We start from the raw sequence: 14,570 nt of genomic DNA on the forward strand, positions 1-14,570 counted from the left end.
GCCCGCCGACCGGCGGTGAATAGGATCTGTCCCATGAAACGGGACACCCTGTCGCTGCTGCAGCGCTCGGCGCTCGTGCTCGACGCCTTCCCCGGCGGCACCGCGCTCTCCCTCGCCGAGGTCGCGGCGCGCACCGGGCTGCCCCGCTCGACCACGCACCGGGTGCTGACCGGGCTGGTCGAGCTGGGCTGGGTGGCCCGCACCGGCGGCGGCTTCGAGCTCGGGCTCGGGCTCTTCGAGCTCGGTGAGCGGGTGGGGCTCAAGTACCGGCTGCGCTCGGCGGCGCTGCCCTTCATGCAGGATCTCTACGCGGTGACCGGGCAGACCGTGCACCTGGCCATCCGGGACGGGCTGGACGCGGTGTACGTGGAGAAGATCCACGGCCACGCGGCGCTGCCGCTGCCCTCGCAGATCGGCGGCCGGCTGCCGCTCACCTGCACCGCGGTCGGGAAGGCGCTGCTGGCGCCGGAGCAGCCGGAGGTGCGGGCCGCCGCGCTGGCCGCGCCGCTGCGCAGCTACACCGGCAACTCGATCACCGATCCGAAGCGGCTGGCCAGGGAGCTGGAGGCGGTGCGGCGCACCGGGGTCGCGGTCGAGCGCGAGGAGTCCGCGCTCGGCTGCTGCTGCCTGGCGGCGCCGGTGCTGCAGGGCGGGAGCCCGGTCGCGGCGCTCTCGGTCTCGGTGCCGACCGCGAGCTTCGCGCCGGAGCTGCTCGCGCCCGCGGTCCGCACCACCGCGCTCGCGCTCGGCCGGGTGCTCGCCAAGGGGGCGACGACCGAGCTCTGATGCGTTTGCCTCCGACCGGGCCGATCGGGCAGAGTAGCCACCGGTGTGCCGGGAAGTCTGGTCGGCACCCGGCCCCGAGCCGCGGGCCGGGTTCTTCGTCGAAGGGACCCGCCGTGCCGAGCCTGCTCCGCCCCGGCTCCTGGGCCGAGGCCACGCGCCTCGCCACCATCCTGCGCACCGAGACCGCGGGCGGGCTGCTGCTCATCGCCGCCGCCGCGGTCGGCCTGATCTGGGCGAACAGCCCGTGGTGGCACGGGTACGAAGCGCTGCGCGAGTTCGAGCTCCTCGGCCTGAGCCTGCACGCCTGGGCCGCCGACGGCCTGCTGGCGATCTTCTTCTTCGTGGTCGGGCTGGAGCTGAAGCGCGAGTTCGTCACCGGCGACCTGCGCGATCCGCGCCGGGCGGCGCTGCCGGTCTGCGCCGCGGTGGGCGGGATGATCGCGCCCGCGCTGATCTTCGTGGCGGTGAACGCCCGCACCGGCGACGGCGCGCTCGCCGGCTGGGCGGTGCCGACCGCGACCGATATCGCCTTCGCGCTCGCGGTGCTCGCGCTGCTCGGCGCGCACCTGCCCACCGCGCTGCGCACCTTCCTGCTGACCCTCGCCGTGGTCGACGACCTGCTCGCCGTCACCGTCATCGCCGTCTTCTACACCGACGACCTGCGGCTCGGCTACCTGGCCGCCGCCGCGGTCCCGCTGGCGGTCTTCCTGCTCGCGGCGCGGCGGCGCCGGCTCCCGAGCTGGCTGCTGCTGGTGCCCGCCGCGCTCACCTGGTGGCTGGTGCTCCAGTCGGGCGTGCACGCCACGGTGGCCGGGGTGCTGCTCGGGCTGGCGGTGCCGGTGATCGCCAAGCATCCCGACGATCCCGGTCCGGCGGAGCGGCTCGAGCACCGTGTCCGCCCGCTCTCGGCCGGCTTCGCCGTCCCGGTCTTCGCCTTCTTCGCCGCGGGCGTGCACCTCGGCGGCGCGAGCGCCCTGAGCGCGGCGCTGCGCGATCCGATCACCATCGGCGTGGTCGCGGGGCTGGTACTCGGCAAGGTCGTCGGCATCGTGCTGACCACCTACCTGCTCGCGCGGTTCACCCGCTCCCGCCTCGACGACGACCTGGCCTGGGTGGACGTCGTCGGCCTCGGGCTGCTGGCCGGGATCGGCTTCACCGTCTCGCTGCTCATGGCCGACCTCGCCTACGACGACCCGCTCGCCACCGACCACGCCAGCATCGGGGTCTTCCTCGGCACCGTCACCGCCGCCGCCCTGGCCGCCGTCGTGCTCACCGCCCGCAACCGCACCTACCGCCGGATCGCCGAGCGCGAGCGGCGCGACGACGACCACGACGGCATCCCGGACATCTACCAGCAGTGATTCAGCGCAGGCGGCGCACGAGCCGGGCCAGCCGCCAGCGCCCGCCGCCCTCGTGCGGCCCCAGGTAGAGCACCAGGACCCCGGCCACCACGATGCCGACGAGGTTCACCGCCAGCTGCCCGATCGACATGAGCGCCACGTGCCACTCGCCGATCGTGCTCGCGACCACCGCGAAACCGGCGGCGGGCACCGTCGTCACCGAGATGAACACCCCGACCAGCGCCGCCGATTTCGCGGTGCAGAGCGCCAGCATCCCGGCCGCGCCCGCCAGCACCGCGACCACCAGGGAGAACGGCCCCACCCGGTAGATGAAGTCGACATTGTGCACCGCCTCGAAGCCGGTGAGCGTGATCCAGCCGAACTGCTCCCAGCACAGCGTCGCCGCCAGGGTGATCGCCATGGCCGCGGGGAAGCCGGCCAGCAGCGCCAGCGCCGAGCGCCGCACCAGCGCCCGGTCCCGGCGCACCACGCCCACCGCGAAGGCGGCGAGCGGGCCGAACTCCGGGCCGACCACCATGGCGCCGACGATGGTGACCGCCGAGTCGGTGGCCACGCCGACCGCCGCCAGCAGGCAGGCAATCGTCAGGAAAGCCACGAACGAGGCACTGAGCGTGGACTCCTCGTGCGTCCGGGCGAGCAGCTCCTCCCACACCACCGCGTCGGTCGGCTCACCGGGCGCCTCGGCCGCCGCGCGCTCGGCGGCCGCGGAGAGCACCGTCTCGATCGGCTCCAGGGTGATGGCGCCGGACTCGGCCAGCCCGAGCCGCTCGAGTTCGGCGAGCACGGTATTGGCCGCCTCGCGGGCGACGTCGGCCTGCACCAGATCACCCTCCGGCGCCAGCGCGGCGCCGGGCAGCAGCGACAGGTGGGTGACGCCGGGATCGGCCCGCAGCGCCGCCAGCACGTCGGGGGTGCGGCCGGGCGGGCTGATGATGCGCAGGTGCAGCACGACGGGCTTCCTTCCGGTTCCGCCCGGGCCGGGCCGGGCAAACCTACCGCCGGTCCGGCCCGCCGCGCACCCGGGTCAGGACCGCTGCCTGGCCAGCGCCTCGGGGGTGACCGGGGTGAAGAGGTTCACCAGGGTGCCGTCCGGGTCGCGGAAGAGCAGGGAGCGGTTGCCCCACGGCATGAGCGTCGGTTCCTGCACCGGCTCGCCGATGAGCGGGCGCAGCCGGGCGTACTCGGCGTCCACGTCCGCGACCCGGAGGTCGACGACGACCGAGCGATTGGCGGCCGGGGTGGTCCAGCCGGGCGCCGTCGCGGTCGCCGCGATGGCGAGCGTGCCGGTATCGGTGGTGATCTCGGCGAAGACCGGGGCGAGCCGGCGGGCGGCGATGCCGGCGACCCGCTCGTAGAAGGCGACCAGCCGGTCGACGTCGTCGGTGATGATGCGCAGGGCTGCGAGGTTCATGCGCCGGACGCTACGCCCGATACCGGACAGGATCCGCCCGGTATTCTTCCGCCATGACGCGGCCGACCGCCCGGGTGCTCGCCCTGCTGGAGATCCTGCAGGGCGGCGGCACGCACAGCACCGCGCACCTGACTACCCGGCTCGGCGTGGACGAGCGCACCGTGCGCCGCTACATCGGTCACCTGCTCGACCTGGAGGTGCCGGTGGAATCGGTGCGCGGCCGGTTCGGCGGCTACCGCCTGGCCCCCGGCTTCCGCATGCCGCCGCTCATGCTCACCGACGACGAGGCGCTCGCGGTGCTGCTCGGGCTCACCGCGGGCCGGGTCACCCCGGCCTCGCCCGCCGCCGCGGCGAAGGTGCGCCGGGTCCTGCCCGCCGCCCTCGCCGACCGGCTCGACGCGCTCTTCGACGGCGCCGACCTCGACACCGGGTCGGCGCGCCGGACCCCGGAGGCCGCCGTCCTGCTGCGCCTGGCCGAGGCGGCGCGGGCCGGGCGCCCGGTGCTGATCGAGTACACCGACCGCGGCGACCGGCGCAGCGAGCGCACCCTGCACCCGTACGGCATCGCGGCCCGCTTCGGCCACTGGTACGTGACCGGGCTCGACTCCGCCTCCGGCGAGCTCCGCACCTTCCGGCTGGACCGCATCGCCACCGCCCGCACCACGGTCGGCTCGTTCACCGTCCCAGCCGATTTCGACCCGGCCGCCGCGGTGCTCGACGGCATGGCCGCCGCGCCGTGGCGGTACCGGGTGGTCGTCGCGGTGCGCGGCCCGGCCGCGGCGGTGCGCGCCCGGCTCCCGGCCGGGCCCGCCGAGCTCGAACCGGCCGGGGACGGCTGGGTGACGCTGCGCTTCCGCGCCGAGAGCCTGGACCGGCTGCCCGGCATTCTGGCCGCGCTGGAGCTGCCCTTCGTGGTGCGCGAACCGGAGGAGCTGCGCGCGGTCGTCCGGCGCTGGGCCGAGCGCATCGCCGGGTACGCGGCCCCGCCGTAACGCGCCGCACCTCGCCGCCGACATGTTTGCCGACAGTGTGCTGCATCGGGTCGGCGAGAGCGGAGGCATGGTGGACGGCGACGGCGCCGAGCGGACGGACGACAGCCACCCCGCACGCTGGGCCGAGCGGCTCGCCGAGTTCGCCTGCTGCCCGGTGCTGACCCGGCGGGACGGGCCGCACGACGGCAGCGGCGCGGTCCCGGTCACCACGCTAGTGTGGTCCGACGGCCCGACCGTCACCCAGATGCGCGCGCTGGTAGCCGAATTCGGCGCGCTGGAGCCACGGCCCGCCGGCACCCGGTTCGGCTTCGAGCACCGGCACACCGCCCGCGGCCGCGCCGTCGCCGTGCTGGCCTGGCTGGACCGCGACCCGGCCCGGGTGCGGCTGCCGGAGGCGATCGTGGCCCAGCTGGCCGCCGAGCAGATCGGCTACCCGGAGACCGCGGCCGCGCACTGGCAAGCCCGTGCCACGCGTTTGCTCGGCCTCGGCCCGCAGGGCGGCGAGTTCACCCTGCCCGCGCTGCGGCTGCTCCAGCAGAGCGCCCGCGCCGACGGCTGGCCCGCCGCGCTGCGCTGGCTGGACGGGCCGGCCGGCGAACCGCGCACCCGGCTCACCGTGGTGCGCTGACCGACCAGTACTGCCGGACCTCGCGCAGCGCTGCCGGAGACGCGAGGACATGCCGAACCGCGAGCGGCACCCGCGATCGGAGGCGGTAACTCCACTTTCGCTAGCGAAAACTCCTGTGGCAGAACAGAAGAATTTGCATTCCAAATCCATGGATGCCGGTTAGGCTGCCGTCCGTGAGAATACCGAGACTCGGTGTCCGCGCCCGAGTCCTCGCCGTCGCCCTCGTCCCGAGCCTCGCGGTGCTGCTCGTCGGCAGCGGCACCGTGACCTCCCTGGTCTCGGAGGCCGATTTCGCCGCCGAGTGGGCGACCCAGATGCAGGAGACGCTGCCGCAGACCGTGCAGGTGATCGGCGCGATCCAGGGCGAGCGCCTGGTCACCATGGCGCACCTGGCCGGCGACCGGGCGGCCACCGGCAGGCTGGCCGCGGCGCGGGCCGCGATGGATGTCGCCATTCGCAAGGCCTTCGAGGTGCAGCGGGCGATCAACACCATCGATCCGAATGCCCAGCTGCAGAACGACGCGTTCAACCAGCTCACCGAGATCCTGGTGACGATCAGGGCCGGCGCCGACGCCGGCGCGCTGCCGCTGGCGGACGCCTACCGCTTCTACTGCGGCATCCTGGACACCATCCTCGACGGCACCGCCGCGTCCAAGAACGCCACCCCGGACGCCGAGGTCGCGGTGCAGATCGCGGACGGCGTGCGGCTGCTGCAGGCCGCCGAGAGCATGTCCCGCAGCAATGCGCTCGGCTACGCGCTGGACACCGCGGGCACCGCGACCGCCGCCGACGCGGGCGAGCTCACCAGGCAGGCCGGGTACTACCGCACCGAGCTCACCGCCTTCACCCACGATCTGGACGAGCGCGACCGCACCAGGACCACCGAGCTCATGGCGACCCCCGCCTGGCAGGTGCTGGAGAGCACCGAGCGAGCCGTGCTGGCCCGCGCCGCGCTGCGCGCCACCGACCGCGACGACGAGCTGCCCCCGCTGCCGGTGACCCCGCAGGAGTGGCAGGCCGCCGCCGTCGACGTGAGCGAGCGCATCCTCGGGCTCTGGGTGTCGCAGAGCCACGACACGCAGGCCGTCGCCACCGCGAACGCCGAAGCGACGGAGCGCAACTCGCGGCTCACCGCGGCCGCCATGCTCACCGTCTCGCTGCTCGCGCTCGGCGTCTCGCTGCTGCTGGCCAACCGGATCCTGCGGCGGCTGCGGCGGCTGCGCGCGGAGACCCTGGAGCTGGCCGACCACCGGCTCCCCGAGGCCATGCAGCAGCTCGGCGCCGACCGCTCCGTCGACCCGGCCACCGTCGCCCCGCGGCTGGACTTCGGCGCGGACGAGATCGGCCAGGTCGCCTCGGCCTTCGAGCGCGCCGCGGCCTCGGCCATGGAGGCGGCGGTGGCCGAGCGCCGCACCCGCGAGGGGGTGCGCACGGTCTTCCTGAACATGGCCAGGCGCAGCCAGGTGGTGGTGCACCGGCAGCTGGAGCTGCTCGACGACGCCGAACGCGCGCAGGAGGACCCGGAGCTGCTCGGCACCCTGTTCAAGCTGGACCACCTGGCCACCAGGGAGCGCCGCAACGCGGAGAACCTGATCGTGCTCGGCGGCGGCCAGGTCGGGCGGCGCTGGCGGCACGCGGTGGCGCTGATCGACCTGGTGCGCTCGGCGGTCGGCGAGACGCTGGACTACTCCCGGGTCCGGGTGGCGCGCCTGCCCGAGCTGCACATCATCGGCGGCGCCGTGGCCGACCTGGTGCACCTGCTCGCCGAGCTGGCCGACAATGCCGTGACCTTCTCGCCGCCGCAGTCCCGGGTGGAGATCAGCGGCAGCGCCGATATGCGCGGCGTGCTGCTGGTGATCGAGGACCAGGGCACCGGCATGCTGCCCGCCGATATCGCGCGGGTGAACGCCACCCTGGCCGACCCGCCGGATTTCGGCACCGCGGGCGACTCCCGGCTCGGGCTCTTCGTGGTCGCCCGGCTCGCCGCCAGGCACGAGATCGAGATCGAGCTCGGCGAATCGGTCTACGGCGGCATCCGGGCCACCGTGCTCATCCCGGCGCGGCTGGCCGTCTCCGAGCCGGTCCCCGCCCGCACCTGACCGGATTCAGCTAACATCCAGCGACCTGCGGCGATAAGGTATGCGCACCCGGTTATACGACCTGCTCACCGCTCGGAGGATGCCATGACAGCCGCCACCCATCAGGAGCACACCGATCACGGGCACGCGCACGGCGAGGGCTGCGGCCACGTCGCCGTCCCGCACGGCGACCACGTCGACTTCGTGCACGACGGCCACCTGCACCGCGCCCACGACGGGCACTTCGACGAGTGCGAGCCGTCGGGCCACCACACCCACGAGGGCCACGCGCACGAGCACGGCACCGGCTGCGGCCATGTCGCGGTGCCGCACGGCGATCACGTGGACTACGTGCACGACGGGTGCAGGCACGCGGCCCACGACGGGCACTACGACGAGCACTGAGCCCGGTCAGACCACCTTGGCGGCGATCAGCAGCTCCCAGATCACGCCCTGATCGACCACCTCGACCCCGAGCTTCTCGGCCTTGGCCAGCTTGCTGTCCCCGACCCCGGCGCCGGTGACGAGCATGTCGGTGCTCGCCGAGACCGAGGAGGCCGCGGTGGCCCCGGCCCGCTCGCAGAGCCGCTGAAAGGTCGGGCGGGCCACCTTCTCCCCCGAGCGGGGGTCGGCGATGGCGCCGGTGATGACGATGGTCTTGCCCGCGAGCGGGGCGCCCGCGGCGACCACCGGGGGCAGATCCTCCGGCCGCACATCGAGATTCACGCCGCGCTCGCGGAGGCGTTCGAGTTCGGGGCGCAGCCGGGTCAGGTGCTCGACCAGCGAGGCGGCGACCTTGGGGCCGATGTCCTCCACCGCGACCAGGCGCTCCTCGCCCGCGTCGGCGACCTCCTCCAGTGAGCCGAATCCCGAGCGCGCCAGCCGGGCGGCGGTTCCGTCCGAGGCCATCGGAATCGCGAGCCCGATGAGCGCGCGGCGCAGCCCGACCTGGCGGCTGCGGTCGATGGACTCGATCATCCGGGTCGCGGAGACCTCACCGACGCGGTCGAATTCGAGCAGCCGCTCCTTGGTGAGGGTGTAGAAGTCCGAGGGGTTCTCCAGGATCCCCGCCTCGGCGAGCCGCTCGATCCACTTCTGCCCGATGGCATCGATATCGGCCGACGCGCGCGAGGCCCAGTGGATCAGCCGGCGCACGGTCTGCGCCGGGCACGCGGCATTGGTACAGAAGAGTTCCCGGCTGTTGCCCTGCTCGATCACCGGCTGCGCACACGAGGGGCACGTGGCCGGGACCTCGATGTCGGTCTCCTCGCCGGTGCGCTTGGAGGCGTCCAGGACCCCGGCCACGAACGGAATCACGTCGCCCGCGCGGCGCACGAGCACGGTGTCGCCGACCTTGATGTCGCGGGCCCGGATGACCTCCTGGTTGGCCAGCGTCGCCCTGGTGACCGTGGTCCCGCCGACGAAGACCGGTTCCAGCCAGGCCACCGGGACGATCTTGCCGGTCCTGCCGACGTCCCAGATGACCGCGTTGAGCAGCGTCGTCTTCTCCTCGGCGGCGAACTTGAAGGCCAGGGCGCCGCGCGGGGAGTTCGACCGGGTGCCCGCCGCGGCGTAGGCGCTGCGGTCGGCCAGCCGGAGGACCGCGCCGTCCAGGTCGTAGTCGAGGTCGTTGCGGCCCTGCTCGATCGCGGTGATCGCCTCCTGCGCCTCCGCGGCGTCGGCGCAGACCTGCATGGCCGCGCCCGCGACGCCGATCGCGGCCAGCCCCTCACCGAGATCGGAGGCGGCGCCGCCCTCGGAGGTGTCGAGGTCGAACCCGAAGAACTGCAACCGGCGCTCGGCGACCGTGGCCGGGTCCTTGGCACGCAAGGTGCCCGCCGCGGCATTGCGGGGATTGATCAGGGGTTTGTCCGGGTGCGCGGTGTTGTAGGCCAGGAACGTCGTCCGGAGCATGACCGCCTCGCCGCGCACCTCCACCCGGCCCGGCACCTCGATCCGCTCCGGCACCCCGTCCACCAGCGCCTTGACCAGCGGCGTCACATCGTCGCCGGTGGTGCCGTCCCCCCGGGTGACCGCGCGCAGCAGCACCCCGTCCTCGTATACCAGCGCCAGCGAGAGCCCGTCCAGCTTGGGCATCACCGCCACCGATTGGCCGGGGAACCGGTCGAAGAACGCCGCGACCTGCTCCGGCTTGGTCGCCTTCTCCAGCGAGAGCATGGGCCGCGAGTGCCGCACCGGCGCGTGCAGCACCGCGGGCGCCCCGACCTGCTCCAGCGGGTTCGGCTCCGGCGCCAGCTCCGGGTGCTCGGCGATGAGCGCGCGCAGCTCGTCCTCGACGACGTCGTACTCGGCATCGGCGACCAGCGGCGAGCCCCGGTAGTAGGCATCGCGCAGTGCCACGATGCGATCAGCGAGCTCTTGGATACGTTCCCCGGCTTCCACGCCCCAGAACCTACCCAGCGATACCGACAAAAGATGCCCCGACCACGCCGGGCAGAATCCGGGGACGATGCGACCCACACCGATCACCCCCGACCTCGTGCGCGGCGCCGCCGAACTGGAGACGACCGCGCGCGGGCTCCGCCCGCACCGGCTGCCCGGCTGGGCCCGCCGCCAGTTCCCCGACCCCTACCTGGGGCTCATGGAGTCCCAGGCCGCCGGGGTGCGGCTGACCTTCCGCACCCCGGCCACCGCGCTCACCCTCACCACGCACCCGTCCCGGCTCTCCTACACCGGGCTGCCCCGCCCGCGCGGCCGGATCGATGTGGCCGTGGACGGCGAGGTGGTGCTGCGCGATGTGCTCACCGGCGGCGACCACACCGAGCTGGATATGGCGACCGGCGTGGCCACCCCGCATCAGGGGCCGCCGCACACCACCGAGGTCTCCGGGCTGCCCGGCCGCGAGGTCACCGTGGAGATCTGGCTTCCGCACAACGAGGCGGTCGAGCTCGTCGCGCTGCACGCCGACGCGCCGGTCGCCGCGGTGCCGGAGCCGGGCAGGCGCTGGGTGCACTACGGCAGCTCGATCAGCCAGGGCTCGAACGCCGCCGGGCCGACGGAGGTGTGGACAGCGGTGGCGGCGCGGGCCGCCGGGGTGCAGCTGCGCAATCTGGGGTTCGGCGGGAACGCGATGGTCGACCCGTTCGTGGCGCGGACCATCCGGGACGCCCCGGCCGAGCTGCTCAGCGTCAAGCTCGGCATCAATGTGGTGAACGGGGACACCATGCGGCTGCGCGCCTTCGTGCCCGCCGTGCACGGCTTCCTCGACACCGTCCGCGACGGGCACCCGGACACCCCGCTGCTGCTGATCTCCCCGCTCCACTGCGGAATCCACGAGAACACGCCCGGACCAGGCGCCTTCGACCCGGCGAGCCTCGCCACCGGGACGCCGCGCTTCATCGCCACCGGCGACCCGGACGACGTCCCGCGCGGCAAGCTCACGCTGACCGTGGTGCGGACCGCCCTGGCCGAGATCGCCGCGCAGCGCGCCGACCCGAACCTGCACCACCTCGACGGCACCGCGCTCTACGGCCCGGCCGACGCCGAGACCCATCCGCTGCCGGACGGGCTGCACCCGGACACCGCCGCGCACCGGATCATCGGCACCCGCTTCGCGGAGTACCTGGGGAAGTACTGATCAGGAGGGGTGCAGCCAGGGGCCGATCGGCGTCGGCGGCAGCGCCCGCACCAGGCCCATGACCGGCCCGCACCAGAAGCTCGACGACATGCAGACGAAGGCGCCGGTCTTGTCGTAGTTCCAGGCGTCGCCGTGCCAGCCCCAGGTGAGGCCGTCCTCGGACGGGCTCATCGGGCACTCCTGCGGCGCCTTGCCCGCGCACGGCCCCTCGATATTCCACGGCCCGACCGGATAGGCCGAGGCCGCGGGCGCCAGCAATGCTCCGGCACACGCTATGCCCGCGGACGCGACCAGGGTGGCGAGGATGGGACGTTTCATGCGGAGCTCCCTCCGAGCGACGATGCGACGGGTGTCGCACAGTGCGTCGGGGTACCGCCCCGCATCGTTACCGCGCGCCGCTCGCCGACCGGCACGATGCCGGTGCCCGCGGCGAGCAGCGAGGAGGCGGTGAGGCCGAACAGCGCGTGGAAGCTGTCGCTGAAGTGGCTGGGTGAGGCGAAGCCCGCGTCCGCGGCGGCGCGGGTGAGGTCGACGCCGGCGGCGAGGCCGTGCCCGGCCCGCAGCATCCGCGCCCAGAGCCGGTACCGGCGGAAGCTGGTGCCGGTCTGCGCGCGGAAGAGATGCAGGAAGCGGGAGGTCGAAAGGTCGACGGCGGCGGCGAACCCGGCAGCGCCCGGAGCAGCGGCGGGGTCGGCGAGCAATTCCCGCGATACTCGGGCAATCCGCGGATCGGTGGGAGTTCCCGCGATCCGATAGTCGAAGAGCATGCGCCCCGGCCCCGCCTCGATCCGGTGCACCGTGCGGGGCGGGATGCGGGCCCCGCGCACCCGGCGCCGGACCCCGCCCACGGTCAGGTGAAAGGGCGCGTCCACCCCGACGGCGTAGCAGGGGACGGCGGTGCTGTGCGCGTCCAGCCGCAGCGCGGGCCCGAGGTAGGCCGCCCGCCCCGGCCACAGCCAGATCGTGGACGCCGTCACCCCGCCATCATCGCCTACGCGACCGCGCACAGGGCGGCACCGGCGAGCAACTCGATCACCAGGTAGAAGTACACCGGGTAGAACGGCACCGCAGCGTCGAGCAGCCGGGAGAGCAGCCGCCCGCCTGCCATCCCGAGCAGCGCGATCCCGGCCGCGAGCACCGCGCCCGCGTGCGCGCCCCCGGTGCCGGTGGCGGCCCACGCCAGCACCCCGGCCAGCGCGATGCCGAAGCCGCCGTAGACCGCGCGCACCTCCGACCTGGCCGCCGGTGCGGTGGCGCGCATGCCGAACGGGGTCACGATCCGGTCCGGCGCGGCGAGCGCGGCCAGCCCCATGAGCGCGAAAGCCGTTGCAGCGAGGGCGAGTACGGCGATCCTCATGGCGCCGCTCCCGGCGCGCGATGTGTCGTCACCCGGCCATCGTCCCGGGCGGGCCCCGCCGCCGCTTCCGGAAACGTGCTAGCTGCTGCCGAACCAGCCGGGGCCGAAGTAGTCGCTCGGGACCGGCCGGTCCGGCTCGTGCCGCGGCGGCTCCTGCGGCCGGTGGCGCGGCTCGTGCGGGTAGCACCGCTCCCCCGGCAGCGTCGGCCCGTCCCAGACGTGGCAGTCGAAGGGGGCGGCGGCCGCGGGCGCGGCGAGGGCGATGAGCGGGGCCGCGGCGCAGACGCCTGCGACCGCGAGGCGGGCGAGCACGGAGCGGAATTCGGTTCGGCCGGACACGGTGGATCCTTTCACGGCGGGTTCGAGCACCCTCCACCCTGCTCCGACCGGCCGCGGAAAGCTAGGCGGCCGCGAAGGCGACCCCGGTGAGCTGCTCGGAGAGGTCCCAGAGCCGCTCCGCGTCCGCGGCGCTCCGCAGCCGGGGGAACAGCTTCTGCTCGCCCGGCGCGCCCCCGAGGTGCCCCGGGCCGGACGGGCCCCACAGCTGCCCGGGCTCGGGCGTGGTCGCGGCATGGAGCGCGGGCAGCCCCGCGGTCAAGGCGGTGCCGAGCAGGATGCCGCGCGCGGAGAGCCAGCGGATCACCCGGACCTGCGCGGTATCCGCGGCGCGCCCGACCTCGGGCCGGGCGGCGAGCAGGCTGGTCGGCGCGACACCCGGGTGCGCGAGGTTGCTGGTGATGCCCCACCCCGCGGCCCGGCTGCGCCGGTCGAGCTCCAGCCCGAAGAGCCCGAGCGCGATCTTGGACTGCCGGTAGGCGCGCATACCGTCGTAGGAGCGCTCCCAGTTCGGGTCGGACCAGTTGATCGCCCCGCCGTTCGCGGCGATGCTGAGCTGCGAGGTGACCCGGGCGCCCCCGGCCCGCAGCAGCGGCAGCACCTCCGCCACCAGGGCGAAGTGCCCCAGATGGTTGGTGCCGAGCTGCAGCTCGAAACCGTCTGCCGTGCGCTGGAGCTCCGGCGGGGTCATCACCCCGGCATTGTTGATCAGCAGGTGGATCGGTGCGCCCTCCGCACGCAGTGTCCGGCCGAGCGCCGCGACCGAGGCGAGCGAGGAGAGGTCCAGCTCGCGCAGCGTGACCGCGGCGTCCGGCGCCGCCGCCCGGATCCGCTCCAGCGCCGCCGCCCCCTTGGCCGCGCTGCGCACCGGCAGCACGACCTCGGCGCCCGCCGCGGCCAGCCGGGTGGCGATGCCGAGCCCGATCCCGTCGCTGCCGCCGGTGAGCACGGCGCGGCGGCCGGTGAGCGGCGGCAGGGTGATGTCGATGGTTCTGCGTAACACGGTGTCCTCCTCGGATCGGGTATCTCCACCGTCACCTGCCCGCCCGAGCGCATCCAGGGATCACCGATCCGTGGCTCGCACCCGCCCCCGCCAGTAGAAATGATGCGGGGACGAGAGGAGGACCGGCGATGATCGATCGACCCGGGCTGGCGGAGTTCCTGCGCCGCCGCCGCGCGGCGCTGCAACCCGAGGACGTCGGGCTCCCGCGCGGGCCGCGCCGCCGCACCGGCGGGCTGCGCCGCGAGGAGGTCGCCGCGCTCTGCCACATGTCCACCGACTACTACGCCCGGTTGGAGCGCGAGCGCGGCCCGCACCCGTCGCCGCAGATGCTCGCCGCCATGGCGCAGGGGCTGCGGCTCACCCTGGACGAGCGCGACCACCTCTTCCGGCTCGGCGGGCAGCACTCCCCCGCCCGCGACGCCGGCGGCGAGCACATCGGCGCCGGCATGCTCCGGATCTTCGACCGGCTGCACGACACCCCCGCCGAGATCGTCACCGAGCTCGGCGAGACACTGCGCCAGACCCCGCTCGCCGTGGCGCTCAACGGCGATACCGCCGCGCTCACCGGCCCGCTGCGCAGCATCGGCTACCGCTGGTTCGCCGACCCCGCCACCCGCGCGCGCTACCACCCGGACGACCACGCCTTCCTCTCCCGGGTCTACGCCTCCGGGCTGCGCGAGGTGGTCACCCGCCGCGGCCCCGGCTCGCGCGCCGGGCACTACGCCGAGCTGCTGCTCGCCGCCAGCCCCGAGTTCCGCACGCTCTGGGAGGCGCACGAGATCGGCATCCGCCCCGCCCGGGTGAAGCGGTTCGCGCACCCGGAGGTCGGTGCGCTGGAGCTGCACTGCCAGACCCTGCTCGACCCCGAGCACGCGCACCACCTGCTCGTCTTCACCGCCGCCCCGGGCAGCGAGAGTTACGAGAAGCTCCAGCTGCTCGGTGTGATCGGCGCCCAGACGCTCGCCTGAGCGCTACCGCAGCCCCGGCCAGCCGTACGGCGTCGGGTCCGCGGCGAGCCCG

At 74.3% G+C, this 14,570-nt stretch carries 16 protein-coding genes; 8 read left to right on the forward strand and 8 right to left on the reverse strand.

The window, feature by feature from the left end; all coding sequences use genetic code 11:
- Positions 1-33 precede the first annotated feature (33 nt).
- Together AB0H71_RS22205 and nhaA are read left to right on the forward strand one after the other, a co-directional pair.
- Positions 34-786, forward strand: a complete 753-nt coding sequence (locus tag AB0H71_RS22205; RefSeq protein ID WP_357023977.1) for an IclR family transcriptional regulator — start codon at positions 34-36, stop codon at positions 784-786.
- Positions 787-899: 113 nt separating this feature from the next.
- Positions 900-2,147, forward strand: coding sequence for a Na+/H+ antiporter NhaA (gene nhaA, locus AB0H71_RS22210; RefSeq protein WP_357023980.1), 1,248 nt, complete (start codon positions 900-902; stop codon positions 2,145-2,147).
- A gap of 1 nt (position 2,148) precedes the next feature.
- Here nhaA and AB0H71_RS22215 read toward each other — a convergent pair whose 3' ends face one another.
- Together AB0H71_RS22215 and AB0H71_RS22220 are read right to left on the reverse strand one after the other, a co-directional pair.
- Complete coding sequence (locus tag AB0H71_RS22215) at positions 2,149-3,096, reverse strand: DUF389 domain-containing protein (protein WP_357023983.1); 948 nt, start codon at positions 3,094-3,096, stop codon at positions 2,149-2,151.
- Positions 3,097-3,171: 75 nt separating this feature from the next.
- Entirely contained in the window at positions 3,172-3,558 is a 387-nt protein-coding gene (locus AB0H71_RS22220) for a VOC family protein (protein WP_357023986.1), read from the reverse strand.
- Between the two features lie 53 nt (positions 3,559-3,611).
- Between AB0H71_RS22220 and AB0H71_RS22225 the strand changes: the two genes are divergently transcribed.
- The 4 genes from AB0H71_RS22225 to AB0H71_RS22240 all read left to right on the forward strand — a co-directional run bounded on the left by AB0H71_RS22225 (position 3,612) and on the right by AB0H71_RS22240 (position 7,661).
- On the forward strand, positions 3,612-4,550 hold the full coding sequence (locus tag AB0H71_RS22225) for a YafY family protein (RefSeq protein ID WP_357023989.1): 939 nt from the start codon (positions 3,612-3,614) through the stop codon (positions 4,548-4,550).
- A 22-nt stretch (positions 4,551-4,572) separates the two neighbouring features.
- A complete protein-coding gene (locus tag AB0H71_RS22230; RefSeq protein ID WP_357023991.1) occupies positions 4,573-5,178 on the forward strand; it encodes a hypothetical protein in 606 nt (201 codons plus the stop codon).
- Between the two features lie 173 nt (positions 5,179-5,351).
- On the forward strand, positions 5,352-7,277 hold the full coding sequence (locus AB0H71_RS22235; protein WP_357023994.1) for an ATP-binding protein: 1,926 nt from the start codon (positions 5,352-5,354) through the stop codon (positions 7,275-7,277).
- Positions 7,278-7,361: 84 nt separating this feature from the next.
- On the forward strand, positions 7,362-7,661 hold the full coding sequence (locus AB0H71_RS22240; RefSeq protein WP_357023997.1) for a hypothetical protein: 300 nt from the start codon (positions 7,362-7,364) through the stop codon (positions 7,659-7,661).
- 6 nt (positions 7,662-7,667) lie between these two features.
- Here the strand turns inward: AB0H71_RS22240 and ligA are convergent, their stop codons facing one another.
- Positions 7,668-9,659, reverse strand: a complete 1,992-nt coding sequence (gene ligA / locus AB0H71_RS22245; RefSeq protein WP_357024000.1) for an NAD-dependent DNA ligase LigA — start codon at positions 9,657-9,659, stop codon at positions 7,668-7,670.
- 67 nt (positions 9,660-9,726) lie between these two features.
- On the opposite strand from ligA, the gene AB0H71_RS22250 reads away from it, so the two are divergent.
- Positions 9,727-10,854: an SGNH/GDSL hydrolase family protein gene (locus tag AB0H71_RS22250; protein ID WP_357024002.1), complete on the forward strand. Its 1,128-nt coding sequence runs from the start codon at positions 9,727-9,729 to the stop codon at positions 10,852-10,854.
- Here AB0H71_RS22250 and AB0H71_RS22255 read toward each other — a convergent pair whose 3' ends face one another.
- From AB0H71_RS22255 to AB0H71_RS22275, 5 genes are all read right to left on the reverse strand, one after another.
- The gene (locus AB0H71_RS22255) at positions 10,855-11,172 is read right to left on the reverse strand and encodes a hypothetical protein (protein WP_357024005.1); all 318 of its coding nucleotides are present in this window, start codon (positions 11,170-11,172) and stop codon (positions 10,855-10,857) included.
- Complete coding sequence (locus tag AB0H71_RS22260; RefSeq protein ID WP_357024008.1) at positions 11,169-11,831, reverse strand: helix-turn-helix domain-containing protein; 663 nt, start codon at positions 11,829-11,831, stop codon at positions 11,169-11,171. Before AB0H71_RS22260 ends, AB0H71_RS22255 begins: the two co-directional genes overlap by 4 nt.
- A gap of 14 nt (positions 11,832-11,845) precedes the next feature.
- Positions 11,846-12,211, reverse strand: coding sequence for a DUF4345 family protein (locus AB0H71_RS22265; protein WP_357024010.1), 366 nt, complete (start codon positions 12,209-12,211; stop codon positions 11,846-11,848).
- A 78-nt stretch (positions 12,212-12,289) separates the two neighbouring features.
- Complete coding sequence (locus tag AB0H71_RS22270; RefSeq protein ID WP_357024013.1) at positions 12,290-12,550, reverse strand: hypothetical protein; 261 nt, start codon at positions 12,548-12,550, stop codon at positions 12,290-12,292.
- A 61-nt stretch (positions 12,551-12,611) separates the two neighbouring features.
- Positions 12,612-13,550 carry an SDR family oxidoreductase gene (locus AB0H71_RS22275; protein WP_357024016.1) on the reverse strand — a complete coding sequence of 313 codons (939 nt, stop codon included), beginning with the start codon at positions 13,548-13,550 and terminating at the stop codon, positions 12,612-12,614.
- Positions 13,551-13,678: 128 nt separating this feature from the next.
- Between AB0H71_RS22275 and AB0H71_RS22280 the strand changes: the two genes are divergently transcribed.
- Complete coding sequence (locus AB0H71_RS22280; protein ID WP_357024018.1) at positions 13,679-14,518, forward strand: helix-turn-helix transcriptional regulator; 840 nt, start codon at positions 13,679-13,681, stop codon at positions 14,516-14,518.
- Positions 14,519-14,570 lie beyond the last annotated feature (52 nt).

The sequence above is a fragment of the Nocardia sp. NPDC050697 genome (assembly GCF_040654395.1).
In the GTDB taxonomy this organism is placed as follows: Bacteria; Actinomycetota; Actinomycetes; order Mycobacteriales; family Mycobacteriaceae; genus Nocardia.